The following is a 26,953-nucleotide window of genomic DNA, read 5'->3' on the forward strand; positions in this document are numbered from 1 at the left end:
GGAATATGCTGGGAAAGGAGGATTCTCCTTGGAATTCTTATTGGAAAATCCATTTATTCTAGTTGTGCTGATCGGCATCATCTCCTCACTTTTCAGCAAGGCAAAACGCGGCGGCACTACTGGACCGGCACAGCAGCAGGGGAATGCGGAGCCTGAACCGGGACCGTATGCCGATGCCGGGTATGAGCCGGAGGAAAAACCGGCTGTACCGGTTCAGGAAGCAGGACGGCAAACGCTCGAAAGCATGGAGTCTTATTATCAGGAAAGAAAAGTGCAGGCAGAAGAACGCGCAAGGAGGCTTTCTGAAAGGCAGGATCTGCTGGAAAGAAGGGTTCAGAATGCACGCAATGCTGCTGGAAAACCTGAGAAGAGCACTAAAGCTGAACCTGCCGGACGGGCTGCAGTAAGCCGGGAAAAGCTTGCGGACGCAATAGTCTGGTCAGAAATCCTCGGGCCCCCCCGGTCAAAGAACCCGCGCAGGCTGCACAGACGCTGAACGGGCGGCATTAACGAATAAAAAGAGTGCTAGAACCTTCTTCCATCTCATACATATGAGATGAAAGGGGGTTCTTTTTTTTATGGCTAAAAAGTGGGGACAATACATTCGCAGCTGGATGACCAACCAAATGGAGCTTCCTCAAGATGTCATGATGGATTTACCCCGGATAACAATGATTGGGCAAATTCATATATATATTGAGAACCACCGCGGACTGATTGCTTTTAGTGATAAAGAGCTCAGGCTTCTGCTCAAGCAAGGGCAGCTGCTCATCAAAGGAAGCACCTTTGTCATTAAGACCATACTCCCTGAAGAGATACTGCTGGAAGGCAAAATTGACCAGGTGCAGTATATAGACGAATAATGGCCAGCGCCATGCGGTGATTCTTTTGAACCGCAGGCCTGGCTGAAAAAGAGATCCGGAGGGAAGGAAAATGAAGAATCAATGGATTGCTTTTTATTCTGGAATAATCACTGTAAAGGCTGCGGGCTCCGGCATTGAACGGCTGATCAACTCACTGACCAGAAACGGCATCATGGTCTGGCAGGTAAAAAGGCATGGAGAGCAAGCGGTTACCTTTAAAATAAAGCTGACTGACGTAAAGCGGCTCCGTGCGTCAGTAAGGAAGAGCGGATGCAGGATTGAATTCCTTCATCGAGCCGGCCTGCCCTTTCTGCTGAAAAGAAGCCTCAAAAACAGCGGTTTTCTTTTTGGTGCCGCCTCTTTCCTTGTTATCCTGATCCTTTTGTCCAATATGGTATGGGGAATTGAAATCAAAGGGGCAGATCCTGCTACTGAATATAAAATCCGCAGGCAGCTTGACGAAATGGGCATCCGCAAAGGTAAACTTCAGTTTTTTGTTAAAAATGTAGAAGGAATCCAGCGTGAGCTATCCAACGAAGTGGATGAGATCACCTGGGTAGGTGTGGAGCTCAAGGGGACAACCTACCACTTCCAGGTGGTGGAGAAAAACGAGCCGGATAAGCCGGAGCTTTTGAGCCCAAGACACCTGGTTGCCAAAAAGAAGGCTGTGATTTTGGACATGTTCGTGGAAGAAGGCAAGCCTGTTGTCAGCATTAATGACCATGTCATCCCTGGCCAGCTTCTGGTTTCAGGCATCATCGGCCAGGACGGCCAAACAAAGACAGTACCGGCAAAAGGGGAAATCTGGGGGGAGACCTGGTATAAATCCGAGGTGAAACTTCCGCTTAAGAGCACCCTCCAGGTGTTCAGCGGAGGAGAAAAAAGGAAATATTATTTTGATATAGGAAATTTTTCAATTCCTGTCTGGGGGTTTGGCAAACCGGAATTCAGTGAATATGAGATAGAAGAGAACAGAAAGGACATTAAATTCCTGAAATGGACCCTCCCTCTCGGCTTTACAAGCAGGACCATGCGGGAAAGTGAAACCGTTACAAGGATTTACTCCAATGAGGAAGCCTTTGAAGTGGCAAAAGATTTGGCCAGAAAAGATATAAAAAACAGCTTGAGTGAGGATGCTAAGATCAAGGGAGAAAAAATTTTGCACCAATCCGTAGAGAATGGTAAAGTATTTATAGCAATACATTTCCAAATTATTGAGAATATTGCAGAAGGACAATCCATTATCCAAGGAGACACAGAATGACAGAAGACTTAAAAACCATGAATGTTCATCTGGAAGATCCTAATGAAGCAATAGCACTGATCGGGAATTCGGATGCCAACCTGAAAATAATCGAACAGGAACTGAATGTGTCTGTCGTCACACGGGGAGAAACGATTTTCGTGTCCGGCGAGGCAGATGCTGTCGAGCTTGCCGGCCAAATCCTGGACAAACTCATTTATGTGATCCGCAAAGGAATCAATATCAGCGGCAGGGATGTTATGTACAGTATCCAGATGGCCAAAAAAGGCACACTTGAATATTTCAGCGACCTGTATGAAGAGGAAATAACGAAGAATGCAAAAGGCAAGTCCATTAGGGTAAAAACGCTTGGGCAGCGCCAATATATAAATTCGATTAAAACAAATGATCTGGTATTTGGAATTGGCCCTGCAGGTACAGGCAAGACCTATCTGGCTGTTGTGATGGCAGTCAATGCATTGAAAAATGGGAATGTAAAGAGAATAATCCTGACCAGGCCGGCTGTTGAAGCAGGCGAAAGCCTTGGCTTCCTTCCTGGGGATCTGAAAGAAAAGGTCGATCCTTACCTGCGGCCGCTTTACGACGCCCTGCATGACATCCTTGGCGCCGAACATACTCAAAGGCTGATCGAGAGGGGTACCATTGAAATAGCCCCCCTTGCCTATATGAGGGGCCGTACGCTTGATGATGCATTTGTCATTCTTGACGAAGCACAGAATACGACACAGGCTCAGATGAAAATGTTCCTGACCAGGCTGGGCTTCGGCTCCAAGATGGTCATCACCGGTGACCGTACACAGGTCGACCTTCCGAAGGGAGTCCGTTCCGGGCTTATTGCTTCAGAAGATATCCTGTCTGCTGTAAAAGGAATTTCCTTCTCTTACCTGGAGCAAAGCGATGTCGTCCGCCATCCGCTTGTAGCCCGGATGATTTCAGCTTACGAAAAAACAGACCAATAATAAAAACCGTCCTGGTGGGCGGTTTTTATTCTGTCTGAAAAGGCCCTGCCGGCAGGCAAACCCTCTGTTTCGCCAAGTTGATGTGAATAGAGGGTGAAACTTGACGGAAAAACTGTTATCATTTTACATAATCATAGTTCAAATTAAATGTGAGCTTATCCGGCCCTGCTTATGCCTGGATAGGAGGGGGAAGCATGGAAAAATTACAGCGCCAGTTGGCAAAGGTCAGAAACCTGTTGGATATGACATTCTTTAGAGTCGTCTTATTTCTTCTGCTCGGCATCGTACTATATGCCGCCATGTTCAGCAATGTAAAGCCCGAAAAGCTCGACATAAGCCTATTTTCTGTGGCTGAACAGACAATCCGCTCACCGATTACAATAGAAGACAAGGCGAACACCGAGAAGGAAAAGAAGGCGGCCGCCGACCAGGTGACCGATGTATACATAGTCAAAAAGGAAATCAATCAGAACCGTGTCGATCTGGTCACTTCCATATTTGATTCCGCAGCGGAAGTTAACGAAGAGATAAGCGAGGAAGCGGCACAAAGCGGTAATGAACAGGGTGATGGAGAACAGGAAACTGCATATGTTCCGCCTTCTTCTTCGGAAAAACTGAAAATGCTCAAGGAAAAGCTGACAGATAATGTGACGAAGGAAGTCTCTGATGCGGTCCTGTCACCGCTTCTGCAGGCGTCCAAGGACGAGCTTACGATTGCAAGGGACCTTACTGTAACGGCGATTAACAATGTGATGGGCAGCAAAATCCCTGCTGATGAAGTTGAAAACAGCAAAAAGAGGGTGGAGGAAGAGCTGAAATATACCAGTCTGAGCACGAATTTGAGAAGCTCGGCTATTGAGCTTGGCAGATATGCTGTCATCCAGAACGAATTTTATGACCCGGCTGCGACTGAAGAACTCAGGCAGCAGGCAGTAGAGAATGTAGAACCGGTCAAAATCCTCCAAGGCCAGATCATCGCGGAAGAGCGCCAGCTGATCAACAGGGAAATCTACAGGCAGCTGGAGCTTACAGGGCTTCTGGACAACCAGAAAAGCATACAGCCGTTTCTGGGGCTGGGCCTGATTGTAGCCATCATTCTGGCTGCACTCTATTATTACTTTTATGAGCTGAATGTTCAAAAGGAGCTGAAACAGAATTACCTCCTGCTGTTCAGCCTGATTTTCATCCTTTCGCTTTTGCTGATGAAATGCGTAAGCCTCCTGCAGCTGCTCCAGTATCCGGAAATTGGCTTTATATTTCCGGCTGCAATGGCAGCCATGCTGATCAGAATCCTGATCAATGAAAGGCTTGCCATTCTGATTACGATAGTCCTTGCCATCTGCGGAAGCGTCATGTTCAATGAAGGCACTGCCGGAACATTGAATATAAATATGGGCATCTATATCATTTGCTCAGGCTTTGCGGGTATATTATTCTTAAACAAGCAAAACAACAGGTCCAAGATTCTTCAGGCAGGACTGTTTGCAGCAGGGGTGAACCTTGTTGTGATCATCGCCCTCATGCTGCTTAGAAATACTCATTTCGAGGCGGTTGAATACAGCTTCCACTTAGTGACAGCATTGATCTCCGGTGTGGCTTCATCTGTGCTGGCCATCGGCCTGCTTCCGTTCTTTGAGGGGAGCTTTGGCATCCTTTCCGCCATGCGGCTGATTGAGCTGTCAAACCCGAACCATCCGCTGCTCCGCAAAATCCTGACTGAGGCGCCGGGGACCTACCATCATAGTGTAATGGTGGCAAATCTGGCTGAGTCAGCATGTGAAGCAATCGGGGCAAATGGCCTCCTTGCCAGGGTAGGCTGCTATTATCATGATATCGGGAAGACAAAGAGACCGCATTTTTTTATTGAGAATCAAATGAATATCGAAAACCCGCATGACAGGCTGCCGCCGCAGACAAGCAAAAATATCATTATTGCCCATGCGGTCGACGGAGCTGAAATGCTGAGAAAGCACAAAATGCCGAAGGAAATCGTCGATATTGCCGAACAGCACCATGGCACCTCTTTGCTCAAATATTTCTACCATAAGGCCAAACAAAACGGTATGGATATCAATGAAGAGGACTATCGTTATCCGGGGCCAAAAGCACAGTCAAAGGAAATCGCCGTCATCGGCATTGCCGACAGTGTCGAGGCAGCGGTCAGGTCCATGTCCAATCCGACACCTGAACAAATTGAAGGGCTTGTCAGGAATATCATCTCAGACAGGCTTCAGGATGAACAGCTGAACGAATGTGACTTAACACTGAAGGAATTGGAAATTGTTGCACACACTTTTTGTGAAACTCTAAAGGGGATCTTCCATTCCAGAATTGAATATCCAGAATCCACGAAACAGAAGGTGAAGCAAGCATGAGCTTAAATATTGATTTTTTGGATGAAACAAATGAAGTAAAAAGCAGCCATATTGAACAGGTTGAAAAGCTGCTGAATTTTGCAGCAGAAAAGGAAAATGTTGAAGCTGGTTCGGAATTGTCCGTAACCTTTGTAACGAATGACCGTATCCAGGAAATAAACAGGGAGTACCGCGATAAAGACAAACCTACCGATGTTATTTCCTTTGCCATGGAAGAGCTTGGGGAAGGAGAAACAGAAATTGCCGGGGAAGGTATTCCAAGGGTGCTCGGCGATATCATCATATCAATTCAGAGGACAGAAGAACAGGCCGGTGAATATGGACACTCTTTTGAACGCGAGCTGGGTTTCCTTGCTGTTCACGGATTCCTCCATCTTCTTGGATATGACCATGAAACAGATGAGGAAGAAAGAGAAATGTTCGGCAGACAGAAGGACATCCTTGATGAGTACGGGCTCACGCGATAAGAAGCCGGGTGCCGGGAAAGGCTTGTGGCCTGTTTTTGCTGCAGCTTTTGCCGGTATCGGCAATTCACTGAAGCAGGAAAGGAATATGAGGATTCATGCCCTTTCATCAGCTGTGGTCATTGCAGCAGGCGCCGGCTTTTCCTTAAGCCGGATCGAGTGGATGTTCATCATATTGGCCATTGCCGGGATGTTTGCGCTGGAACTGATCAACACAAGCATTGAAAGAGCTGTGGATCTGTCAACAGAAGAATGGCACCCGCTGGCAAAGCAGGCCAAGGATGCTGCAGCAGGGGCTGTGCTGGTGTTTGCTTTTGCGTCGGCAGCACTCGGTGTAATCATATTCCTCCCAAAGATATGGTCACTTTTTCAGTAGGAGCGGCTCCAGTATGCCGTTCTTTTTTAAATTAGGGAAAATAATGAAATGAAACCGTATGTACAATCAAATACTGATATTTACAAACTTGCCTGTAATTTTATAAAAGAAAAGCGGGAATAGATTTTGGGCTTTCTTGAAAACGCTGTCTGATTTGGTTAAAATGACAGAGCATGTAATGAGATAGTGTGTCCGTTTTTGGAAAATTCAAATTTTTTATTACGATTTTGCTACAATCAATGAAAATCTTGCAAAAATAAGGTAAAATATAAGAAGGAGAATACTCCCCTCCTTCGAAAGGAAGAATGACTGATGAAGACGGAAGTGTTGATTGAAGAAGCAAAAAAAGCAAGGGACAAAGCATATGTGCCATACTCCAATTTCCCGGTGGGAGCAGCCCTTCTGACTGAAGACGGTAAAGTATACCATGGCTGCAATATTGAGAACGCGGCATACAGCATGTGCAATTGTGCTGAGCGCACTGCACTTTTCAAAGCATATTCCGAAGGAGACAAAAAATATACAGCAATGGCAGTTGTAGCTGATACAGAGCGTCCGGTTCCTCCATGCGGAGCCTGCCGCCAGGTTATTTCAGAATTATGCCCAAATACGATGAAAGTGGTTTTGGCGAATTTAAAAGGGGATATAAATGAATTAACAGTAGAAGAGCTGCTGCCTGGAGCTTTTTCACCGGAGGACCTTAATGAATAAAGAATGGAATAGCAATCGCGAACAAACTCATAAATCTGGATTTATATCTATTATCGGACGGCCTAATGTTGGTAAATCAACATTCTTAAACAGAGTCATTGGCCAGAAAATCGCCATCATGAGCGATAAGCCCCAAACCACAAGGAATAAGGTACAGGGTGTGCTTACAACCAATGATGCTCAGTTTATATTCATTGATACACCAGGGATCCACAAGCCAAAGCATAAGCTGGGCGACTTTATGATGAAGATAGCGCAGAATACGCTGAAAGAAGTGGACCTTATCCTGTTTATGGTGAATGCCGAAGAAGGCTTCGGCCGCGGCGAGGAGTTCATCATCGAGAAATTTCAGAATGTGAAGACTCCCATCTTCCTTGTCATAAATAAAATTGATCAGATTCACCCTGATAAGCTTTTTTCCATCATTGAATCCTATAAAGAGAAATACGGCTTTAAGGAAATCATCCCGATATCAGCGCTGGAAGGGAACAATGTGGATACGCTGCTGGAGCAGATCAAGCAGTATATACCGGAAGGGCCGCAATTCTATCCGGCTGACCAGGTGACAGACCATCCTGAAAGGTTCATTGTATCCGAGCTGATCAGGGAAAAGGCTTTGCACTTGACCAGGGAGGAGATTCCGCATTCCCTTGCTGTAGTGATTGACAAGATGGAGAGGCGCGAAGACAAGGATGTCATAAATGTGATGGCTACTGTCATTGTAGAACGCGATTCCCAAAAAGGGATTGTCATTGGGAAGCAGGGCGCTATGCTCAAGGAAATCGGCAAGCGGGCCAGGACAGATATTGAAAATCTGCTGGGCTCGAAGGTCTATCTGGAACTATGGGTAAAGGTGCAGAAGGATTGGCGCAACAAAATGAGCCAGCTGCGTGATTTCGGATTCAGAGATGATGAATATTAAAGGGCGATTCAGCCATAACTAACCTATTTCACCTCAACTGGAATTATGCAGACTTTTTATTAACAATTATTACGTCTTATGATTTTCTAATGACAGGCTATGATAAAGGTATGGAATTAATAATTGCTAGTTAAAAATCGAAAGGTGGGGTTTCCAATGTTGGATTTTACCTGGAAGGTCTTCAAGCAGACAGGTAATATTGACACATATCTTCTTTTTAAGGAGCTTGAAAAAGAAACTCAGGATTTGCCCGGAAGCAGTGAACATGAACTAGCAGAAGTTGATTTTCCCATCTCATAGGTTTGTCTCTTGCAGGGATGGTGGCATAAGTGTTTGAAAAATGCGAAGGAATCGTATTGAGAACAGTCAATTATGGTGAATCCAATAAAATAGTTACTCTTTATACCCGGGAATGGGGTAAGGTTGGCGTGATGGCCAGAGGTGCAAAAAAGCCTAACAGCAGGCTTTCGGCTGTCACCCAGCCTTTTACTTATGGCTACTTCCTCGTTCAGAGAAGCAGCGGGCTGGGGCTTATGCAGCAGGGGGAAATGGTCTCCTCCATGCGCTCGATCAGGGAGGATATCTTCCTGACGGCATATGCCAGCTATATTGTGGATCTGACTGATAAAACAGTCGAAGAGAAGAAGCCGAATCCGTTCCATTTTGAACTGCTTCACCAGACTTTGAATTATATGAACGAAGGCTATGATCCTGAAATCATGGTGAATATTTACGAAATGAAAATGCTCAATTCCCTTGGACTTTATCCGGTCCTGGATAAATGCTCTGTCTGCGGAAGCACTGATGGGCATTTTTCTTTTTCCATCAGGGAGGGCGGTCTCATTTGCCACCGCTGTCTGGAGAAAGACCCGTACCACTATAAGATTTCGCCGGCAGCTTTAAAACTCCTGCGCCTTTTTTATTATTTTGATTTGTCGAGGCTTGGGAATATATCAGTAAAGCCGGAAACCAAAGCGGAACTGAAAAAAATTATCTCAGCCTACTATAATGAATACTCCGGCCTCAGTCTGAAAACCAGAAAGTTCCTGGACCAGATGGATAAGATGGGCGGTTTCTTTGAAAAAGGATAATGCCTGAGGGGAGCTCACAGTCATTCTCCGATACAGGCCCCCTCCGCGTTTCGATTGTCAGCTGGAAAGCTTAGGCCCTCGAGTCTTTTCCGCATTTCGATTGTCCAGCTGCAGGGGCCATCGGCTCGAGTCATAAGCCAATCCGGCCAGGAGGTTAAAGAACAACCTCCCGTCCGGCTCGTCTTATGCTTGAGGCCCGCAGGACGCGGGTCATGCAGACGTTGCCACAGGACGTGGCGTTTTTAGTCTGCGTTCCTTGACAGCAAACGCCTTCCGCTTTTCGATATTGTCCAGCTGCAGGCGTTAGCCCCTCGAGTCTTAAGCCAATCAGATCAGAAGGTTAAAGAACAACCTTCCGCTCTGCTCGTCTTAAGCTTGTCGGGGCTGAGCAAACGCCTTCCGCTTTTCTGTATTGACTTTTATTTTGTTTTGTTTTATGATTCTCAATAATTAATAGTTCTGCTATGAAGGAAAGAAGTAGTCCGAATGATCTGTAGAAGCGAGTCCGGGATGGTGTGAGCCGGATTATGGGTGTTGGATGAAGGGCGTTCCTGAGCGGATTGCGTGCTTTGGGCACATAAGGTGGCTGCATTGAATGGCAGCAAATAGGGTGGAACCGCGGGTAACTCTCGTCCCTATGCTTTTTGGAGCATAGGGATGGGAGTTTTTTTGTGCTTTTTCCCAATGCTCTGATTACACAAATACCTATTGGAGGTGCCAGGATGAATATTCAAAATATGGTTCTGACTTTGCAAAAGCACTGGTCAGAGCAGGGCTGCATCCTTATGCAGGCTTATGATGTCGAGAAAGGTGCAGGAACGATGAGCCCGTACACGTTTTTGCGTGCAATTGGGCCTGAGCCATGGAATGTGGCCTATGTAGAGCCTTCACGCCGCCCGGCGGATGGAAGATATGGCGAAAATCCAAACCGCCTTTATCAGCACCATCAATTCCAGGTGATCATGAAGCCGTCTCCTGACAATATCCAGGAACTGTATCTGGATTCTCTTCGCGCCCTTGGAATTAATCCTTTGGAGCATGATATCCGGTTTGTAGAGGATAACTGGGAGAATCCTTCCCTGGGATGTGCCGGATTAGGCTGGGAAGTGTGGCTTGATGGAATGGAAATTACGCAATTCACCTATTTCCAGCAGGTTGGCGGCATTGAATGTAAGCCTGTTTCTGTGGAAATCACATACGGAATCGAGCGTCTTGCTTCGTATATCCAGGATAAAGAGAATGTCTTTGATCTTGAGTGGACTGAAGGATTTACTGTAAGGGACATCTTCCTGCAGCCTGAATATGAGCATTCCAAGTACACATTTGAAACCTCTGATCCGGATATGCTTTTTAACTTGTTTAATATTTATGAAAAAGAAGCCCACAGGCAGATGGAAGAAGGTCTGGTTCATCCGGCATATGATTATGTGCTGAAATGCTCCCATGTTTTCAACCTGCTTGATGCGAGGGGAGCCATTTCTGTAACAGAAAGGACCGGTTACATTGGACGCTGCCGGAACCTGGCGCGGAAGGTCGCAAAAACATTCTATGAAGAACGGGAAAAATTAGGCTTCCCGATTTTACAGCGGAAGGGAGAGATTGAAAATGGCGAAGCGTGATTTATTGCTTGAAATCGGCCTTGAGGAAATGCCGGCAAGATTTGTAACAGATTCCATTAACCAGCTTGCTTCCAAAGTGGAAAAGTGGCTGGAGGAAAAGAAGGTGCCGCACGGAGGCATCAGCGCCTTTTCAACTCCCCGCCGTCTTGCTGTTCTTGTAAAGGATGTTAGTGAAACACAGGAGGATATCCATGAAGAGGCGAAAGGTCCTGCCAGAAAAATCGCCCAGAATGAGGCTGGAGAGTGGTCAAAGGCTGCGATCGGCTTTTCCCGGGGCCAGGGCATGGACGTGGATGATATTTATTTTAAAGAAATAAATGGCATTGAATATGCACATGTAAATAAGTTCATTAAAGGAGCCGAGACTGCTTCTATCCTGCCGGAGCTGAAGGATATCGCGGAAAGCCTTACTTTCCCTAAAAATATGCGCTGGGCAGACAGGGATATGAGGTATGTAAGGCCGATTAAATGGATTATGGCTCTTTTCGGCCAAGATGTAATCCCGTTTGAAATAGCCGGGGTGCCTGCATCCAACTGGACTCTCGGTCATCGTTTTCTTGGGGAAAAGGTGGAGCTCACTGAGCCTGCAGAATACGAAAAAAGCCTGCTTGGCCAGTTTGTCCTTGTCAATGCAGAAGAAAGAAAAAGTGGGATCCGCAGCCAGATTGAACGCTTGGCAGAGGAAAATAACTGGGTGATTACAGTGGATGAGGATCTGCTGGAGGAAGTAACAAACCTTGTCGAGTATCCAACGGCGCTCTTCGGAAAATTTGAGGAGGAGTTTCTTGAAATTCCTGAGGAAGTGCTGATCACTAGCATGAAAGAGCACCAGCGCTATTTCCCTGTCAAGTCTGCAGAAGGAAAGCTGCTGCCTTACTTTGTCACTGTGCGCAATGGTGACCATAACCACCTTGAACAAGTGGCAAAGGGGAACGAGAAAGTGCTTCGCGCCAGACTCGCTGATGCAGCTTTCTTTTACCAGGAAGACCAGAAGATGGATATTGAGTCAGCGCTTCAGAAGCTCGGCAGCATCGTCTACCATGAGGAGATCGGTACCCTTGCTGAGAAAGTTGAACGAGTTAGAAAGCTTGCCAATGAGCTGGCAGAATCGCTTTCCCTCAATCCTGAAGAAAAGAAAACGGTTGACCGTGCCGCAGAAATCAGCAAGTTTGATCTGGTATCACAGATGGTATATGAGTTCCCTGAATTGCAGGGCTTCATGGGTGAAAAATATGCTGCCCAAAAAGGTGAGGATGCCGCTGTTGCTAAAGCCATCAATGAGCATTATATGCCGCGGAATGCAGAGGATTCTGCACCTGAAAGCAATGAAGGTGCAGTCCTTGCAGTTGCAGAGAAATTGGATACGATTTCTTCCTTCTTTGCAATTGGCATGATTCCAAGCGGCTCGCAGGATCCATACGCTTTAAGAAGGCAGGCAGCAGGCATCGTCCAGATCCTCGCTGTTAAGGGATGGAAGCTTGAGCTTGATGAAGTGATCAAGAAGTCGCTTGCACTTGTCAAAGAGTCAGGCGTCGGAAAGAAAGAGGAAGAGCAGGTATATGATGAACTGCTGTCCTTCTTTAAACTCCGCATCAAGCATACTCTGCAGGAGCGCAGCATCCGCTACGATATTATTGATGCCGTTTTATCAGGAAAGATCGGTTCAATGGCTTCTTTAATTAAGAGAGCGGAAGTATTGAATGCCCACAAAGGAGAAGACGGTTTTAAAGAGAGCATGGAGGCTTTAAGCCGTGTGCTGAATATTGCTTCCAAAGCAGAACACCCTGCAGCAGTTGATCAGGGGCTTTTTGAAAATAAGGAAGAAACGGAGCTGTACAGCCGTTTCCTTGAAGTTTCCGCAAAGATCGGCAATGGTGTTGAAGAGGAAGAATACTATATGCTGCTCGTATCTATGAGACCTGAGATCGGTGCCTATTTCGAAAATACAATGGTCATGGCCGATAACACTGCTTTGAAGGAAAACCGTTTAAGCATGATGGCCGAAATCGCATCACTGATCCAGGCATTTGCCAAGGTAAACGAAATAGTAGTCAAGTAAGAAGTAATTTTTGCTTTTTAGCTTGCTAAAAGATATGATTATGCAGAGAGCCTGTCAAAAATTCCGACAGGCTCTTTGAAATTTTTTCCTATATGCCAGGTTAAAAATGTTAAAACATTCTTTTCATTTATAGCAAATAGTATATAATATTTTTATAAAAGTATAACATTATTAGCTGGCAAGCAAGGTGGTGAGGACAATAGAGCTTAATAAAAGACAGGAATTAATATTGGATATCGTGAAAGAAAATGGACCAATCACAGGTGAACATATTGCAGAGAGGCTGAACCTGACAAGGGCAACCTTAAGGCCTGATCTGGCCATATTAACCATGGCGGGCTATCTGGATGCAAGGCCGAGGGTCGGCTATTTTTATACTGGCAAGACAGGTGCCCAGCTTCTGACTGAAAGCCTGCAGAAGCTGCTGGTGAAGGATTATCAGTCCATCCCGGTGGTCGTGAATGAAAATGTATCGGTCTATGATGCGATAGTTACGATGTTCCTGGAGGATGTCGGTACATTATTCGTTGTCGATCAATCTTCTCTGCTGGTCGGCGTCTTGTCCAGGAAGGACCTGCTGAGGGCAAGCATTGGAAATCAGGAGCTTACAGCCCTTCCGGTAAATATCATCATGACGAGGATGCCTAATATTACAACCTGCAAAAAAGACGATCTGCTGATTGAAATAGCCAATCTGCTGATCGAAAAACAGATAGACGCTTTGCCGGTCGTGAAAGAAACCGATAAGGGCTTTGAAGTAACAGGCAGGATCACAAAGACCAATTTGACAAGGGCGTTCCTTGCTCTTGCAGAACAAAGGTGATTTAGAAGAGAGGATGGATGAGCAATGGGTACAGTGCCGATCATCTATGTTGTTTCCGATTCAGTGGGGGAAACAGCAGAATTAGTGACGAAAGCGGCCATCAGCCAGTTCAATGGCAGCGATCTGACAATAAAAAGATTTCCTTATGTTGAAGATAAATTTAATATCGATGAGGTATTATCGCTCGCGAAAATGGACCAGGGAATGATTGCTTTTACATTGGTAAAGCCTGAAATCCGCAGTTATATGGCAGAAGCAGCAGCCAGGGAAAATATTTATGCGATCGACATCATCGGGCCATTGATGGACAGGATCCAGTCGATCTGCGGGGAAACCCCCTTGTATGAGCCGGGCCTTGTCAGGAAGCTGGATGATGACTATTTTAAAAAGGTGGAAGCAATCGAGTTTGCTGTGCAGTATGATGACGGCCGCGATCCACGGGGAATCCTTAAGGCTGATATTGTTCTTGTCGGCGTTTCAAGGACCTCGAAGACGCCTTTATCCCAATATCTCGCACACAAGCGGCTTAAAGTCGCGAATGTCCCGCTCGTTCCGGAAGTTGATCCGCCTGAGGAGCTGTTCCAGGTATCGCCTTCCAAGTGCTTTGGCTTAAAAATAAGTCCTGAAAAGCTGAATAATATCAGGAGGGAAAGGCTCATTTCACTCGGTTTGAGCGATAATGCCAGCTATGCCAATCTTGAACGGATCAAAAGCGAGATCAGCTATTTTGACCAGATTGTAACCAGGATCGGATGTCCTGTGGTCGATGTTACAAATAAGGCAGTGGAAGAAACGGCAAACGTCATTTTTGACCTTTACCGGAGAAATATTTCTGCAAAGTAGCACATACTCTTGTGAATATGTGCTTTTTCTAATTTTAGGCAGTACATTCCGGTTAATGAGAAAATTAGGGCTGTACAGTAAAAAATAATGGCAAAACTGACTTTTATGCACTATAATAAAAAATTGTGATAAAAATATTCATCATTAGGTTTAGACTTACCACATAACGAATAAACTATTTATTGTGAGAAGTCAAGGCAGGCATCTAAAAAAAATTCGACATGAATCTCTTGTGAAAAGTTGCTCTATTAAAGAAGGAATATGCGGAGTGATGTAGAATTACTAGTACATTAGGGAAAAGAAGCATCCTGGTTGACGCTGATTCTTGTCCTGTTAAGATGGAAATTGTCGAAATTGCCAAAGGCTTTGAAATCGAACCGGTTTTCGTCGCTTCCTACGCACATATGGTAAATGACTTTGGCGGGGCTGTCTGGAAGTTTGTTGATTCAAGCAAAGAAGCAGCAGATCTGTTCATCATGAATCATGTGAAAAAGGGGGACGTTGCAGTCACACAGGATATCGGCCTAGCCTCAACGCTGCTGCCTAAAGGGGTTTATGTTCTTTCTCCCAGGGGAACCTTATACGAAGAAGAGCATATCCATACAGCTCTGGATATGAGGTATCTCAGTGCCAAAGCAAGGCGCCGGGGGCAATATGGAAAAGGCCCTAAGCCTTTCACCCAGGAAGACCGGAGCAGGTTTGTGAAGCAATTGACAAAGATTTTGTCGAATCTTGCAGGAAAATAGCTTTTTTATCACGAATACCTCATAAGTAAAATTGGAGTTGTTCTCATGGCAGAGCGAATTTCCGAAGCGAAACTGGATGAAATCCGGCAGGCTACAGACATTGCCGATGTAATCGGTGATCATGTTCAGCTCAAGAAACAGGGGCGGAACTATTTTGGCTTATGTCCATTCCATGGAGAAAACTCGCCATCTTTTTCTGTTTCCCCGGAAAAGCAGATTTACCATTGCTTTGGTTGCGGAGCCGGAGGGAATGTGTTTTCGTTCCTGATGGAGCATGAAGGCTATTCTTTTCAGGAAGCTGCTGTCAAACTTGCAGAAAGAGCGGGGATTCAGCTTGATATTGAAGCCGCATCCGCAAAGCAGAGCTCGCTGCCCGAAAATCTCCAGCAGATGATAGAGGCGCATGAGCTTCTCCGGAAATTTTACCATCATTTGTTAATGAACACAAAGGATGGCCAGCACGCACTGGAGTATTTGCTTGACAGAGGCTTTACCAAAGAGTCGATTGAGAAGTTCCAGATCGGTTATTCCCTGGATTCATGGGATTTTGTATGCAAGTTCCTTGTAAAAAGGAAATTCAATCCTGAATTCATGGAAAGAGCTGGGCTTATCATCAAAAGGGACAGAGATGGCAGTTATTTTGACCGCTTCCGCGATCGGATCATGTTTCCGATCTTTGACCGCAAAGGAAACACGATTGCTTTTTCCGGAAGATCGCTCGGGGCCGGAAATGAGCCCAAATATCTGAACAGTCCGGAGACAGCAATCTTTAATAAAAGTAAAATCTTGTATAATTTCCACCTGGCAAGACCGGCAATCCGCAAGACACACCAGGCGGTCCTTTTTGAAGGGTTCGCGGATGTTATTGCTGCAGACCGTTCTTCTGTTGAGAACGGGGTTGCCACAATGGGGACTGCATTGACGCCTGAACATGTTGCAATGCTCAGGAGAAATACTGAGTCTGTCACCATTTGCTATGATTCGGATAATGCCGGAATAGAGGCGGCCTTTAAAGCCGCTAAAATGCTGTCTGAGGCTGGCTGCGGCATCAAGGTTGCCATGCTGCCTGATGGCATGGACCCGGATGACTACATCAAACAGCACGGAGCTGAAAAGTTTCGCAATGATGTAATCGAGTCCAGCATTACCCACATGGCGTTCAAGTTTCTTTATTATAGAAGGGGCAAAAAGCTCCAGGATGAAGGAGATCGGCTTCTATATATAGAAGAAGTACTTAAGGAAATCAGCCTTCTTGATAAGGCTGTTGAAAGAGATCATTACATGCGCCAGCTGGCTAATGAATTTTCTCTGTCACTGGAAGCGCTGAAGCAGGAGCAAAAGCAGATATACTTTGCCGAGAAACGAAAAAACCAGGGCAGTTCTGCCCCAGCACAAAAGAAGCATATGATCGTTTCACGGCGCCAGGATTCGCTCAAGCCTGCTTTTCATACAGCTGAAAGAAGATTGATTGCCCATATGCTGAGAAACAGCGATACTGCTTATAAAGTCCAGGAGCTTCTCGGAGGCAGCACCTTTAACATTGATGATCATCAGGCTATCATTACTTATTTATTTGCTTTTTACGAAAAGGGGAATAGCCCCGATCCAAGTGCCTTCTTAAATTTCGTTGAAGATGCAAAGCTTAAGCGGATCATTGCGGATATCGAGATGATGTCGGTTAATGATGAGCTGACTGAGCAGGAGCTCAATGACTATATTAAGCAGGTGTTGAATTATCAAAAGATGTTAATGATAAAGGAAAAGCAGGCTGAAGGGAAGGAAGCCGAACGGCAGAATGACTTTGCAAGGGCTGCATCGATTGCAATGGAAATTATTCAACTGCGTAAATTGCTATAGATAAGCTTTTATACGACTGGTTTGTGATTTTTGGAAGGAGGGGGACTTATGGCTGAAAAGTCAGCCCGTTCAAAAGAGGTTGATTCAGAGTTGACCATGGAGCAAGTGAAGGAACAGTTAACGGAAGTAGGAAAGAAAACCGGGGTGCTCGCATATGACGATATCGCGGAAAGGCTTTCCAACTTTGAATTGGATTCCGATCAGATGGATGAGTTTTATGAGTTTCTTGGAGATCAGGGGGTAGAGCTTGTCGGCGACAACGATGATGCGGACCCTAATGTCCAGGAGCTTGCCAAGGGTGAAGAGGAATTTGATTTAAACGATTTAAGCGTTCCTCCAGGAGTTAAAATTAATGATCCCGTCCGCATGTACCTGAAAGAAATCGGGCGTGTGGATCTTCTTTCTGCACAGGAGGAAATTTCCCTGGCCAAGCGGATCGAGGAAGGCGACGAAGAGGCAAAGAGAAGGCTGGCGGAAGCCAACCTGAGGCTCGTAGTCAGCATTGCCAAAAGGTATGTCGGAAGGGGCATGCTGTTCCTTGACCTGATCCAGGAAGGGAATATGGGCCTGATCAAGGCAGTTGAGAAATTCGATTACCGTAAAGGCTACAAATTCAGTACGTATGCAACATGGTGGATCCGCCAGGCCATTACAAGGGCGATTGCCGACCAGGCAAGGACGATCAGGATCCCTGTCCATATGGTGGAAACAATCAATAAGCTTATCAGGGTGCAGCGTCAGCTTCTCCAGGATCTCGGCCGCGAACCGACTCCGGAAGAAATTGCAGAAGACATGGATCTGACACCGGATAAGGTCAGGGAGATTCTTAAGATTGCCCAGGAGCCTGTTTCACTTGAAACACCGATTGGGGAAGAAGATGACTCTCACCTCGGCGACTTCATTGAAGACCAGGATGCGACTTCGCCATCTGAGCATGCTGCATATGAGCTCCTGAAAGAACAGCTTGAAGACGTCCTTGATACGCTTACAGACCGTGAGGAAAATGTCCTGAGGCTGCGTTTCGGGCTTGATGACGGGCGTACGCGCACTCTGGAAGAGGTCGGAAAGGTCTTCGGCGTAACCAGGGAGCGTATCCGCCAAATCGAGGCGAAAGCACTTCGCAAACTGAGGCATCCAAGCCGAAGCAAGCGGCTTAAAGACTTCCTCGAATAAAAAAACATTGTCAGAAAATAGTTTACTTCTTAAAATAGAGGTAAACTATTTTTTTTGAAAAAAATGCCTTTGGATTTCCGGACGGGATGGGTGGATATGGATAGAGCGAGAAAAGACATGATTGTAAAAGAAATTTTATACTGGAAGGATAATCGCATGCTTCCTGAGCATTATTGTGATTATCTGCTTGCTTTGTATACAGAAGGGAATCGGCCGAAGGATAAAGCTCGAAAGGCAAAAGGGTTTTATTTTCTCAATATCATTCTCTTGCTGCTGATTCCTCTGTCGCTGTTATTCATTTATTTTACTGAATTATCTTTCATTTTGCAAATGGGCCTTCTGATTTTTTTTACAATTACTGGAGTTTCTCTTGCTATTTATTTTACTAATAAAGGAATTGCGCCGCAACTGCCTCTCGCTGTTTCGGCTTTAATATTGCTTTTGATATCGGTTGAAATGGCATCTCATTTTTTCCCGCATCATAATACAGCCTTGTATGGAGCTTTAATGCTTAATTGTCTGCTTTGGATTGCGGCTGCCTGGAAATTCCGTCAGCACTATTTTGGAATATCCGGCCTGGTAGGACTCATCATCATTGTTATTTCTATTTTCATATAATAAATTAAATTTTAAAGTTTTTAAATGTTGAGAAAATTAATTCCTTCCTCGTATAATGGTAATGAAAGCGTATACAAAACTTCGAGGGGGATTTGCATGAATTTTGAATTGACTGCCGAACAAAATATGATTCTGAAAATGATCAGGGAGTTTGCTGATGAAGAAGTTGCTCCCGGTGCACTGGAAAGGGACAGGACGAAAGAATTCCCTAAAGAAATATTTAACAAATTATCTAATATGGGTGTGATGGGGCTGCCGTTCCCTGAAGAATACGGCGGCGGAGGGGCTGATACAGTCAGTTTTGCCATTGTGACTGAAGAGCTCAGCAGGGCATGCGGTTCGACGGGGATCACTTATTCAGCCCATATTTCCCTTGGCGGGGCCCCCCTTTATCTTTTTGGGACTGAAGAGCAAAAGCAACAGTATCTGGTTCCGATCTGCACTGGAGAATCATTCGGGGCTTTTGGGCTTACAGAGCCTAACGCGGGATCAGACGCAGGCGGTACAAGGACGAGCGCGGCAGAAAAAGATGGGGAGTTCATCATAAATGGCAGCAAATGTTATATTACAAATGCGAGCTATGCAAAGCATCTGGCCATTACAGCGGTCACGGGGGGAAGCGGGGCGGATAAAGAAATCAGCGCCATCATTGTGCCGACAGATGCAGAAGGGTTCAAGGTGATCGATAATTACGAAAAAATGGGGCTTAATGCTTCTAATACCACAGAGCTTGTGATGGAAGATGTGCGTGTGCCGACTGAGCACTTGCTCGGCAAAAAAGGCGAAGGTTTCAAGCAATTCCTGATTACATTGGATGGAGGCCGGATAGGGATAGGCGCCATGGCTGTCGGAATCGCCCAGGCTGCTTATGAAAAAGCATTGCAGTATGCAAAAGAGAGGACTCAGTTTGGCCGCTCTCTGTCCCAGTTCCAGGCTATCCAGTTCAAGCTCGCTGATATGGCGATGAAAATTGAGCTTGCCCGGAATATGGTCTATAAAGCAGCATGGCTCAAGGACCAGGGAAAGCCATTTACGAAAGAAGCGTCCATGTGCAAGCTGTATGCATCGGAAATCTGCATGGAAGTGGCTGACCAGGCAGTCCAGATCCATGGGGGCTATGGCTATATGAAGGACTATCATGTAGAACGCTATATGAGAGATGGAAAGCTGACGGAAATCGGAGAGGGGACGTCAGAGATACAGCGTATGGTGATTGCGCGGCAGATCGGCTGTTAAGGACAACTGGCTCCATTTTATATGGAGCTTTTTAATTTAGCTGGCAAAACAGAGGCGGAATCTTCCAATTTCGAACATACTGTGACAAAGTTCAGTTTAGGGCTTTTCCTTCCAGGGGTTTTCAAGTAAAATAGAGATTGTTTGTATTATATAATATACTTGACTGAGATGTTCTTACATAAGGGAGGTTAAAACATGAACCGAAATCCATTAATTCCGTTTCTTTTGATTGCTGTGCTAGGCATTGGAGCTATGTTCCTCGTTTCCTTCAAAGGGCTGGGCGATGCTAAGGACCTTGCGGCTGAGCAGGAAGGCGGCGGAGAAGAACAGACTGAAGAGGTTGCAGCCAACCCGGAAGACATTTATAAACAAACCTGTATCGGCTGCCACGGCGACCAGTATCAGGGTGGGGTAGGTCCTGCTTTGACAGGTGTTGGCGACCGCTATTCACAGGATGAAATCGCTGACATCGTTGTTAACGGTAAAGGATCCATGCCGCCAGGGCTTGTTCCGCAGGAAAAAGCAGGCGAAATGGCTGAATGGCTGGCAGGCCTGAAATAATGTGACAGTTAAAGAAAAGCCTTTCTTTTGAAAGGCTTTTCTTTATTTTGGAGCTCCGATCAGACTCCTGGATATAAGTCCTGCCGGGCTGCTGGACATTGCTTTCCGGCTTTTTTATACTAAGAGAATAATTATGTACCTGAATCTATGTAAAGTGGTGTGATGTAAGAGATGAATACAGAACAATTATCACAGCGGCTGGCACGTGTCGCTGAATATATTCCGGATGGTGCAGCCTTCGCTGATATAGGCTCAGATCATGCCTATCTTCCATGCCATGTTGTCTCTAAGGGCAAAGTGCCCTTCGCAGTCGCAGGCGAAGTGGCAGAGGGTCCCTTTCAGTCTGCCAGGAATCAAGTCAACCAGGAAGGGCTGGGCGATAAGATAGCTGTCAGGAAAGGGAATGGCCTGGAAGTGATTGAAGGCGGAGAAGTCGATTGTGTAGCCATTGCGGGTATGGGAGGCGCCTTGATTGCCAGTATCCTGGAAGAGGGAAAAGAAAAGCTGTCTTCAGTGAAAAGGCTTGTCCTTCAGCCTAATATAAGCGCCATTTCAATCCGTAAATGGCTTATTGAAAACGGCTGGGAGCTTATAGAAGAGGATATCCTTGAAGAGGATGGAAAGATATACGAAATCCTGGTTGCAGAGCATGGAGAGCCGCTCCGTCCCTACAAGGGGAAGGATGAGAATAGCGCCTTTCTTTTTGGCCCCTTCCTTACAGCGCAAAAAACGGATACCTTCCAGAAAAAATGGCAGCATGAAATGAAAAATTGGCAAAGGATTCTGCAGGAACTGGATAAAGCTGCAGACTCGGAAGAAACACGGACAAGGAGGCTGGAGCTCGGCCAAAAAATCTCTATGGCAGAGGAGGCAGTAAAGAGTGAAAAAAGTTAACGGCCATCAAATCATCTCTTTGTTTGAGGAGTTCTCTCCAAAGAACCTGGCAATGGAAGGCGATAAAATCGGACTGCAGATTGGCGGACTGAATAATAAGGTGCAAAATGTCATGATTGCTCTTGATGTGCTGGAGGAGGTCGTTGATGAAGCCATCGAAAAGAATGTGCAGCTCATCATCGCCCATCACCCCCCGATCTTCAGGCCATTGCAGAAAATCAATACGGATACAGCAGCCGGAAGGATTATCGAGAAGCTCATAAAGCATGATATAAGCGTATATGCGGCTCATACGAATCTTGATGTGGCTGAGGGCGGCGTGAATGACCTCCTGGCGGAAGCTCTTGGTTTAGAGAACACAGAAGTGCTTGTGCCCACACATGAAACCAGCCTGAAGAAACTGGCTGTTTTCGTACCGCTTGAAGCAGCTGAGGCTCTGAGAGAGGCGCTGGGCAGGGCAGGTGCCGGGGCAATTGGAGATTACAGCTTCTGTGCCTTCTCTTCGGAAGGAACCGGACAGTTTATGCCCGGGGACTCAGCCAACCCTTACATCGGGACCAGAGGCCGCTTGGAAAAGGTAAAGGAAGTCAAGGTGGAAACAATTTTTCCGGATCATCTGGAAAAGAAAGTGATTTCTGCAATGATTAAAGCCCATCCATATGAAGAGCCTGCCTATGATATTTATCACCTTGATAATAAAGGCCAATCACTTGGGCTTGGACGGGTCGGAACAGTTCCTGAAACAACGCTTGAAGAATTTGCTGGAAAAATTAAAGAGGCATTCGGGCTTGACAGGGTCCGGGTAGTCGGAGATCTGAACTCTCCTGTCAGGAAAGTGGCTGTCCTGGGCGGGGATGGAAATAAATATTTTACCCAGGCCAAGTTCAAAGGCGCGGATGTGTATGTAACAGGGGATATGTATTATCATACTGCGCATGATGCAATGATGATGGGCCTGAACATTATTGATCCAGGCCATAATGTAGAAAAGGTCATGAAGAAGGGTGTGGCTCATATCCTTGAAAAAATGGCCAGGGAAAAGGGATATGATGTGAATTTTATTTCCTCAGAAGTGCATACAGATCCTTTCAAATTTATATAAAGAAAAGAGCTGCAGCGATTGCTGCAGCTCTTTTCTTTAAGCTCTCTTGATTTTTGGAAGCACTTTGCTGAGAGGCACTTTCTTCTCGGTTTTCCACGTTTCCGGATCATTAGGATCGAACTGCTGAAGGAAAGTGATGACTTCTTTTGTTATTGGTGTAGGAGTAGAAGCTCCTGCTGTGACAGCCGCCTTTTTGGCATCTTTCAGCCATTCGATCTTCAGTTCAGAAAGATCGGCAATCCGGTATGCGGTGGTGCCTGCAATTTCCTCGGACACCTGGGCAAGGCGATTGGAGTTGTTGCTCTTTGGGTCACCGACTACAATCAGTACATCGGCTTCTCCTGCCTGTTCAGCGACCGCTTCCTGCCTCACCTGGGTAGCCATGCATATTTCTTTATGGAACTCTGCATGAGGGTATTTCTCTTTTATCTTATCCATGACAGTGACGACATCCCATTGGCTCATAGTCGTCTGGTTGGTAACAATGATTTTGCTGCTGTCCAGGGTGAGCTTGCCGACATCTTCTGCAGTTTGTACAAGAGATACTGCATGCGGAGCAACTCCAAGGGCGCCTTCAGGCTCAGGATGGCCTTTTTTGCCGATGTAAATGATCTGATAGCCTTCAGCGTCTTTTTCCCTGATAAGATCATGGGTCCTTGTCACATCCGGACAGGTGGCGTCAATCGTTACGAGCCCCTTTGATTTAGCAATTTCGCGGATTTCAGGGGAGACGCCGTGCGCCGTGAAAATGACAGTGCCTTTGTCGACTTTTTCAATGATATCTTTACGGTTTTCTCCATCCAGCGTTATAATGCCTTCTTCTTCAAATGCATCGGTGACATGTTTGTTATGGACAATCATGCCCAGTATATAAATCGGCCGCGGCAGGTTTTTATCCAAAGCGGCATTCCTTGCTATGACCATTGCATCGACAACCCCATAGCAATAGCCCCGCGGCGAAATTTTTAAAACATCCATTCTCCAATCCTCCCATTGCAGTGGAACTGAAACTTATTTTTAAGAGAATCAACTGCCCCTACATTATATAAGACTTGTAGAGATATTACAAAAGGGGGCATTCAATTGGCAGTAAAAATCATTGCATTTTTCAAAAGCTGGATGAACGAGGCCAAAACAAAAAGAATGCGCAAAAAGCTGCATTCTTCACGGATTCTAAATATACAGCTTGGGTGAGGAACTGCCCTTTCCAGGAGCTTTGGCACGTTTGGGAGCTTCTGAAGGCTGGTGGGACCCGGCTGTTTCAGTTTTTCTTTTCTCAGGCGGGGAGGGGGCTTTTTTTGTTTCAGAAGCTGCCTCCTTTTCACTTTCTTCATTTCCGGAGCTCTTCAATCCTCTGTACAGTTTCCACATGGCCGGAAGATTTTTGACCATTGGGCCATACTGCTGTACCATCGGTCCGAATTGCTGAGCTGTATTGAGCATTTTCTGTGTATTTGACAAGAATCCCGAAATGCTGGACGGGTTGGCAATCGACTTCAGGAATCCGCCTGAACCGGCTGCATTGGCAGCGCCCGGAGCTGCGGCGCGCATGCTATTCAAACCACCGGCTGCAGATGCTGGATTCCCGCCTTTGCCCAGAAGCTTGGCCAGCAGTCCTCCGCCTCCCTGGCGTGTCTGCTGCATAGGTCCCATCATGGGGCCGAAATTGGGCCTGGCCTGCATCGGGCCTCTAAATTGCGGCGGCATTCCTCCGCCCTGCATCGGAAAACGGGGTCTAGGCTGCATAATTTGCCTCCTTTACTTAAAAGTTTCTCCTTATGTAAGCTATGCACCTGTCATGAAATTGGTTTAGGTTTCTGCGGATGTTTCCCTATTTTCATGTTTGCCGGGCATTTAGTAAGTGCCTGTTGCGGAACATTTCTGCTGATTCCGTGCTTATTTTTGTGATCCAGATTTCACATGGCATGCACAATATCGGGCTGGATGAGTCCCAAATAAAGTTGGAACAATGCCAAAGCCTATTAAAAACTCCCTGAATGGCTAAAATAATTATATCAGCGGTATTGGTGGTCTTTTGCATGAAACTTTATTATAATAATATGATGGACAAAGACTGGTGAGGCAAGTTGTCCACTCAGGCTGCGGCCACTAACTATAAGGAGTTAATTATGACGGAAACGAAATTCGAACGCTACGAACTTAAGCCATTTATTATAGAAGCTGTCAAAAAGCTCGGGTTTTATGAGCCCACAGAAATACAGGAACGCCTGATCCCGATTATCCTTAAAGGGGATAGTGCGATTGGACAGTCCCAGACAGGCACCGGGAAGACTCATTCCTATATTTTGCCGATCCTTCAGAAAATTGATCCTTCGAGGCAGGGGGTACAAGCTGTCATAACTGCTCCGACAAGGGAGCTGGCCACCCAGATCCATAAGGAAGTACTCAAAGTAACAGAGCAGGCTGATGGCGATGAGGAAATCAGCTCCAAACTGTTTATAGGGGGAACAGATAAACAGAGGACAATTGAGAAGCTGAAAGTGCAGCCCCAGGTAGTAGTAGGGACACCGGGCCGGATCAACGACCTGGTCAAGGAAAATGCACTTCTCGTCCATACCGCTTCAATGCTGGTCGTGGATGAAGCTGATCTGATGCTGGATATGGGCTTCCTTGAAGATGTAGACCAGGTTGCAGGCAAGATGCCTGAAAAGCTTCAAATGCTTGTATTCTCGGCAACAATCCCGGAAAAGCTGAAGCCATTTCTGAAAAAGTATCTGGAAAATCCAAAATTCGTCCAAATAGAGCCCAAGCAGATTGCAGCTGCAAAAATTGAGCATTATCTGCTCCCTTCAAAGCACAAAAATAAGACGGAAATTGTCTTTCGTGCATTGGAGGCATTTAATCCATATTTGGCGATCGTCTTTACAAATACTAAGAAAAAGGCTGATGAAGTCGCAGATGCCCTTATGCAAAAAGGCTTAAAAGTAGGCCGCATTCACGGAGATCTCAGCCCTCGTGAGCGCAAGAAGATGATGAAGCAGATTATGGATCTGGAATTCCAGTATATTGTTGCGACCGATCTTGCTGCCAGAGGCATCGATATCCAGGGAATCAGCCATGTGATCAATTATGAGCTGCCGACCGATCTGGACTTTTACATCCACCGTGTAGGCCGCACGGCAAGAGCAGGATCTTCCGGCATCGCTCTCACGATTTATGATACGTCAGATGAAGATGCGCTGAACAGGCTGGAAAAGCTGGGGATCGAGTTCAAGCATGTTGATCTTCAAAAGGGTGAATGGATTGATTTGGGCGACCGCAATAGACGGAAAAAGCGGCAAAGGCAGACGGATGAGATTGATGCCCATGCTCAATCCCGTGTGAAAAAACCGAAAAATGTAAAGCCAGGCTATAAAAAGAAAATACAAAGAGAAGTAGAGAGCATCAAGAAACGCCAAAGAAGGCTTAAAAAGAAATAAAGGCAGGCTGCCGGAGGGAGAGAATGAAATGCTTAAAATTGGTTCGCATGTGTCGATGAGCGGGAAAAAAATGCTCCTTGCCGCAAGTGAGGAAGCTGTATCTTACGGCTCCAGCACTTTCATGATTTACACAGGAGCCCCTCAAAATACACGCCGGAAAAAGATTGAGGATTTGAATATTGAGGAAGGCAGGCGCCATATGGAGGCCAATGGAATTGACAATATCATTGTCCATGCCCCATATATCATCAATATAGGAAATACCACAAATCCTTCGACCTTTGAGCTGGGAGTCAACTTTCTGCGTTCGGAAATAGACCGGACTGAAGCAATCGGCGCCCGACAGATCGTCCTTCATCCCGGTGCGCATGTTGGTGCAGGAACAGAAGAGGGCATCAAAAAAATCATTGAAGGGCTGAATGAAGTCCTGAATGGCGAGGAAAATGTCCAGATTGCTCTGGAGACAATGGCAGGCAAAGGCTCTGAATGCGGGAGAAACTTCGAAGAGCTGGCCATGATCATCGATGGGGTCAAGTATAATGATCATCTATCCGTCTGCTTTGATACATGCCATACGCATGATGCCGGCTATAATATCGTAGAAGACTTTGATGGCGTCTTGAATGAGTTCGACAAAATTGTCGGGCTCGACCGCCTGAAGGTGCTTCATATCAATGACAGCAAAAATGAGCGGGGAATGAAAAAGGACCGCCATGAAAACATCGGGTACGGACATATCGGCTTTGACGCTTTAAGTTATATCGTCCATCATCCGCAGCTTTCAGAAGTCCCGAAAATCCTTGAGACGCCATTTGTCGGGGAAGATAAGAACAGCAAAATGCCTCCATACAAATACGAAATTGAGATGCTCAGGAATAAGGAATTCAATGAAAACCTTATTGCGGACATCATGGAAGGCAAATAAATGAAATACAGCTGCAGGGTGCTGCAGCTGTA

At 46.0% G+C, this 26,953-nt stretch carries 27 protein-coding genes; 25 read left to right on the forward strand and 2 right to left on the reverse strand.

All coding sequences use genetic code 11. The features are described from left to right. Positions 1-28 precede the first annotated feature (28 nt). The 23 genes from Q9R36_RS16270 (at position 29) to Q9R36_RS16380 (ending at position 22,556) form a co-directional block, all read left to right on the forward strand. Positions 29-496 (forward strand): hypothetical protein, encoded by a 468-nt coding sequence (locus tag Q9R36_RS16270; RefSeq protein ID WP_306009022.1) that lies wholly within the window; start codon positions 29-31, stop codon positions 494-496. A gap of 82 nt (positions 497-578) precedes the next feature. Next, positions 579-863 (forward strand): sporulation protein YqfC, encoded by a 285-nt coding sequence (gene yqfC / locus Q9R36_RS16275; protein ID WP_022544206.1) that lies wholly within the window; start codon positions 579-581, stop codon positions 861-863. A gap of 70 nt (positions 864-933) precedes the next feature. After that, a complete protein-coding gene (gene yqfD / locus Q9R36_RS16280) occupies positions 934-2,127 on the forward strand; it encodes a sporulation protein YqfD (protein WP_311225524.1) in 1,194 nt (397 codons plus the stop codon). Beyond that, positions 2,124-3,086 carry a PhoH family protein gene (locus Q9R36_RS16285; protein WP_311225525.1) on the forward strand — a complete coding sequence of 321 codons (963 nt, stop codon included), beginning with the start codon at positions 2,124-2,126 and terminating at the stop codon, positions 3,084-3,086. The genes yqfD and Q9R36_RS16285 overlap by 4 nt, the downstream gene beginning before the upstream one ends. Before the next feature lie 194 nt (positions 3,087-3,280). Further along, the gene (locus tag Q9R36_RS16290) at positions 3,281-5,461 is read left to right on the forward strand and encodes an HD family phosphohydrolase (protein ID WP_101550337.1); all 2,181 of its coding nucleotides are present in this window, start codon (positions 3,281-3,283) and stop codon (positions 5,459-5,461) included. Beyond that, positions 5,458-5,928 carry an rRNA maturation RNase YbeY gene (gene ybeY, locus Q9R36_RS16295; protein ID WP_009791398.1) on the forward strand — a complete coding sequence of 157 codons (471 nt, stop codon included), beginning with the start codon at positions 5,458-5,460 and terminating at the stop codon, positions 5,926-5,928. Before Q9R36_RS16290 ends, ybeY begins: the two co-directional genes overlap by 4 nt. Next, on the forward strand, positions 5,906-6,301 hold the full coding sequence (locus tag Q9R36_RS16300) for a diacylglycerol kinase family protein (protein WP_224951532.1): 396 nt from the start codon (positions 5,906-5,908) through the stop codon (positions 6,299-6,301). The genes ybeY and Q9R36_RS16300 overlap by 23 nt, the downstream gene beginning before the upstream one ends. Before the next feature lie 312 nt (positions 6,302-6,613). Then, positions 6,614-7,012 carry a cytidine deaminase gene (locus Q9R36_RS16305; RefSeq protein WP_101550334.1) on the forward strand — a complete coding sequence of 133 codons (399 nt, stop codon included), beginning with the start codon at positions 6,614-6,616 and terminating at the stop codon, positions 7,010-7,012. After that, entirely contained in the window at positions 7,005-7,934 is a 930-nt protein-coding gene (gene era, locus Q9R36_RS16310) for a GTPase Era (RefSeq protein WP_009791401.1), read from the forward strand. Before Q9R36_RS16305 ends, era begins: the two co-directional genes overlap by 8 nt. A gap of 156 nt (positions 7,935-8,090) precedes the next feature. Then, complete coding sequence (locus tag Q9R36_RS16315) at positions 8,091-8,234, forward strand: YqzL family protein (protein WP_009791402.1); 144 nt, start codon at positions 8,091-8,093, stop codon at positions 8,232-8,234. A gap of 29 nt (positions 8,235-8,263) precedes the next feature. Beyond that, positions 8,264-9,025: a DNA repair protein RecO gene (gene recO, locus Q9R36_RS16320; protein ID WP_009791403.1), complete on the forward strand. Its 762-nt coding sequence runs from the start codon at positions 8,264-8,266 to the stop codon at positions 9,023-9,025. 722 nt (positions 9,026-9,747) lie between these two features. Beyond that, positions 9,748-10,644 carry a glycine--tRNA ligase subunit alpha gene (gene glyQ, locus Q9R36_RS16325; protein WP_311225526.1) on the forward strand — a complete coding sequence of 299 codons (897 nt, stop codon included), beginning with the start codon at positions 9,748-9,750 and terminating at the stop codon, positions 10,642-10,644. Beyond that, on the forward strand, positions 10,631-12,703 hold the full coding sequence (gene glyS / locus Q9R36_RS16330; RefSeq protein ID WP_311225527.1) for a glycine--tRNA ligase subunit beta: 2,073 nt from the start codon (positions 10,631-10,633) through the stop codon (positions 12,701-12,703). Before glyQ ends, glyS begins: the two co-directional genes overlap by 14 nt. A gap of 190 nt (positions 12,704-12,893) precedes the next feature. Continuing rightward, positions 12,894-13,526 carry a transcriptional regulator CcpN gene (gene ccpN, locus Q9R36_RS16335; protein ID WP_009791406.1) on the forward strand — a complete coding sequence of 211 codons (633 nt, stop codon included), beginning with the start codon at positions 12,894-12,896 and terminating at the stop codon, positions 13,524-13,526. Between the two features lie 24 nt (positions 13,527-13,550). Beyond that, on the forward strand, positions 13,551-14,369 hold the full coding sequence (locus Q9R36_RS16340; RefSeq protein WP_009791407.1) for a pyruvate, water dikinase regulatory protein: 819 nt from the start codon (positions 13,551-13,553) through the stop codon (positions 14,367-14,369). A 278-nt stretch (positions 14,370-14,647) separates the two neighbouring features. After that, positions 14,648-15,115: a YaiI/YqxD family protein gene (locus tag Q9R36_RS16345; protein WP_224951682.1), complete on the forward strand. Its 468-nt coding sequence runs from the start codon at positions 14,648-14,650 to the stop codon at positions 15,113-15,115. A 45-nt stretch (positions 15,116-15,160) separates the two neighbouring features. Further along, entirely contained in the window at positions 15,161-16,972 is a 1,812-nt protein-coding gene (gene dnaG, locus Q9R36_RS16350; RefSeq protein ID WP_009791409.1) for a DNA primase, read from the forward strand. Positions 16,973-17,020: 48 nt separating this feature from the next. Then, on the forward strand, positions 17,021-18,145 hold the full coding sequence (gene rpoD, locus Q9R36_RS16355; RefSeq protein WP_009791410.1) for an RNA polymerase sigma factor RpoD: 1,125 nt from the start codon (positions 17,021-17,023) through the stop codon (positions 18,143-18,145). A gap of 96 nt (positions 18,146-18,241) precedes the next feature. Continuing rightward, positions 18,242-18,763, forward strand: coding sequence for a hypothetical protein (locus tag Q9R36_RS16360; RefSeq protein ID WP_035401200.1), 522 nt, complete (start codon positions 18,242-18,244; stop codon positions 18,761-18,763). A gap of 96 nt (positions 18,764-18,859) precedes the next feature. Next, positions 18,860-19,999 carry an acyl-CoA dehydrogenase family protein gene (locus Q9R36_RS16365; protein WP_009791412.1) on the forward strand — a complete coding sequence of 380 codons (1,140 nt, stop codon included), beginning with the start codon at positions 18,860-18,862 and terminating at the stop codon, positions 19,997-19,999. Positions 20,000-20,194: 195 nt separating this feature from the next. Beyond that, complete coding sequence (gene cccA, locus Q9R36_RS16370; RefSeq protein WP_009791414.1) at positions 20,195-20,560, forward strand: cytochrome c550; 366 nt, start codon at positions 20,195-20,197, stop codon at positions 20,558-20,560. Between the two features lie 171 nt (positions 20,561-20,731). Continuing rightward, on the forward strand, positions 20,732-21,454 hold the full coding sequence (locus Q9R36_RS16375; protein WP_009791415.1) for a tRNA (adenine(22)-N(1))-methyltransferase: 723 nt from the start codon (positions 20,732-20,734) through the stop codon (positions 21,452-21,454). Next, positions 21,441-22,556 (forward strand): Nif3-like dinuclear metal center hexameric protein, encoded by a 1,116-nt coding sequence (locus tag Q9R36_RS16380; protein WP_009791416.1) that lies wholly within the window; start codon positions 21,441-21,443, stop codon positions 22,554-22,556. The genes Q9R36_RS16375 and Q9R36_RS16380 overlap by 14 nt, the downstream gene beginning before the upstream one ends. 36 nt (positions 22,557-22,592) lie before the next feature. Here Q9R36_RS16380 and Q9R36_RS16385 read toward each other — a convergent pair whose 3' ends face one another. Next, a complete protein-coding gene (locus Q9R36_RS16385) occupies positions 22,593-23,534 on the reverse strand; it encodes a 4-hydroxy-3-methylbut-2-enyl diphosphate reductase (RefSeq protein WP_009791417.1) in 942 nt (313 codons plus the stop codon). Between the two features lie 195 nt (positions 23,535-23,729). Next, a complete protein-coding gene (locus tag Q9R36_RS16390; protein ID WP_022544201.1) occupies positions 23,730-24,302 on the reverse strand; it encodes a YqfQ family protein in 573 nt (190 codons plus the stop codon). Positions 24,303-24,685: 383 nt separating this feature from the next. Between Q9R36_RS16390 and Q9R36_RS16395 the strand changes: the two genes are divergently transcribed. Continuing rightward, positions 24,686-25,996 (forward strand): DEAD/DEAH box helicase, encoded by a 1,311-nt coding sequence (locus tag Q9R36_RS16395; RefSeq protein WP_009791420.1) that lies wholly within the window; start codon positions 24,686-24,688, stop codon positions 25,994-25,996. Between the two features lie 28 nt (positions 25,997-26,024). Next, positions 26,025-26,921, forward strand: coding sequence for a deoxyribonuclease IV (locus tag Q9R36_RS16400; RefSeq protein ID WP_224951525.1), 897 nt, complete (start codon positions 26,025-26,027; stop codon positions 26,919-26,921). Positions 26,922-26,953: the final 32 nt, after the last annotated feature.

Source organism: Bacillus sp. AG4(2022) (assembly GCF_031844465.1).
Lineage (GTDB): Bacteria > Bacillota > Bacilli > Bacillales > Cytobacillaceae > Bacillus_AB > Bacillus_AB infantis.

Bases quoted from the DNA above. Each gene is read 5' to 3' on its own strand.
- yqfC (WP_022544206.1), top strand. From the start codon at position 579: ATGGCTAAAAAGTGGGGACAATACATTCGCAGCTGGATGACCAACCAA.
- yqfD (WP_311225524.1), top strand. From the start codon at position 934: ATGAAGAATCAATGGATTGCTTTTTATTCTGGAATAATCACTGTAAAG.
- Q9R36_RS16285 (WP_311225525.1), top strand. From the start codon at position 2,124: ATGACAGAAGACTTAAAAACCATGAATGTTCATCTGGAAGATCCTAAT.
- Q9R36_RS16290 (WP_101550337.1), top strand. From the start codon at position 3,281: ATGGAAAAATTACAGCGCCAGTTGGCAAAGGTCAGAAACCTGTTGGAT.
- ybeY (WP_009791398.1), top strand. From the start codon at position 5,458: ATGAGCTTAAATATTGATTTTTTGGATGAAACAAATGAAGTAAAAAGC.
- Q9R36_RS16300 (WP_224951532.1), top strand. From the start codon at position 5,906: ATGAGTACGGGCTCACGCGATAAGAAGCCGGGTGCCGGGAAAGGCTTG.
- Q9R36_RS16305 (WP_101550334.1), top strand. From the start codon at position 6,614: ATGAAGACGGAAGTGTTGATTGAAGAAGCAAAAAAAGCAAGGGACAAA.
- era (WP_009791401.1), top strand. From the start codon at position 7,005: ATGAATAAAGAATGGAATAGCAATCGCGAACAAACTCATAAATCTGGA.
- Q9R36_RS16315 (WP_009791402.1), top strand. From the start codon at position 8,091: ATGTTGGATTTTACCTGGAAGGTCTTCAAGCAGACAGGTAATATTGAC.
- glyQ (WP_311225526.1), top strand. From the start codon at position 9,748: ATGAATATTCAAAATATGGTTCTGACTTTGCAAAAGCACTGGTCAGAG.
- glyS (WP_311225527.1), top strand. From the start codon at position 10,631: ATGGCGAAGCGTGATTTATTGCTTGAAATCGGCCTTGAGGAAATGCCG.
- Q9R36_RS16340 (WP_009791407.1), top strand. From the start codon at position 13,551: ATGGGTACAGTGCCGATCATCTATGTTGTTTCCGATTCAGTGGGGGAA.
- dnaG (WP_009791409.1), top strand. From the start codon at position 15,161: ATGGCAGAGCGAATTTCCGAAGCGAAACTGGATGAAATCCGGCAGGCT.
- rpoD (WP_009791410.1), top strand. From the start codon at position 17,021: ATGGCTGAAAAGTCAGCCCGTTCAAAAGAGGTTGATTCAGAGTTGACC.
- Q9R36_RS16360 (WP_035401200.1), top strand. From the start codon at position 18,242: ATGGATAGAGCGAGAAAAGACATGATTGTAAAAGAAATTTTATACTGG.
- Q9R36_RS16365 (WP_009791412.1), top strand. From the start codon at position 18,860: ATGAATTTTGAATTGACTGCCGAACAAAATATGATTCTGAAAATGATC.
- cccA (WP_009791414.1), top strand. From the start codon at position 20,195: ATGAACCGAAATCCATTAATTCCGTTTCTTTTGATTGCTGTGCTAGGC.
- Q9R36_RS16375 (WP_009791415.1), top strand. From the start codon at position 20,732: ATGAATACAGAACAATTATCACAGCGGCTGGCACGTGTCGCTGAATAT.
- Q9R36_RS16385 (WP_009791417.1), bottom strand. From the start codon at position 23,534: ATGGATGTTTTAAAAATTTCGCCGCGGGGCTATTGCTATGGGGTTGTC.
- Q9R36_RS16390 (WP_022544201.1), bottom strand. From the start codon at position 24,302: ATGCAGCCTAGACCCCGTTTTCCGATGCAGGGCGGAGGAATGCCGCCG.
- Q9R36_RS16395 (WP_009791420.1), top strand. From the start codon at position 24,686: ATGACGGAAACGAAATTCGAACGCTACGAACTTAAGCCATTTATTATA.
- Q9R36_RS16400 (WP_224951525.1), top strand. From the start codon at position 26,025: ATGCTTAAAATTGGTTCGCATGTGTCGATGAGCGGGAAAAAAATGCTC.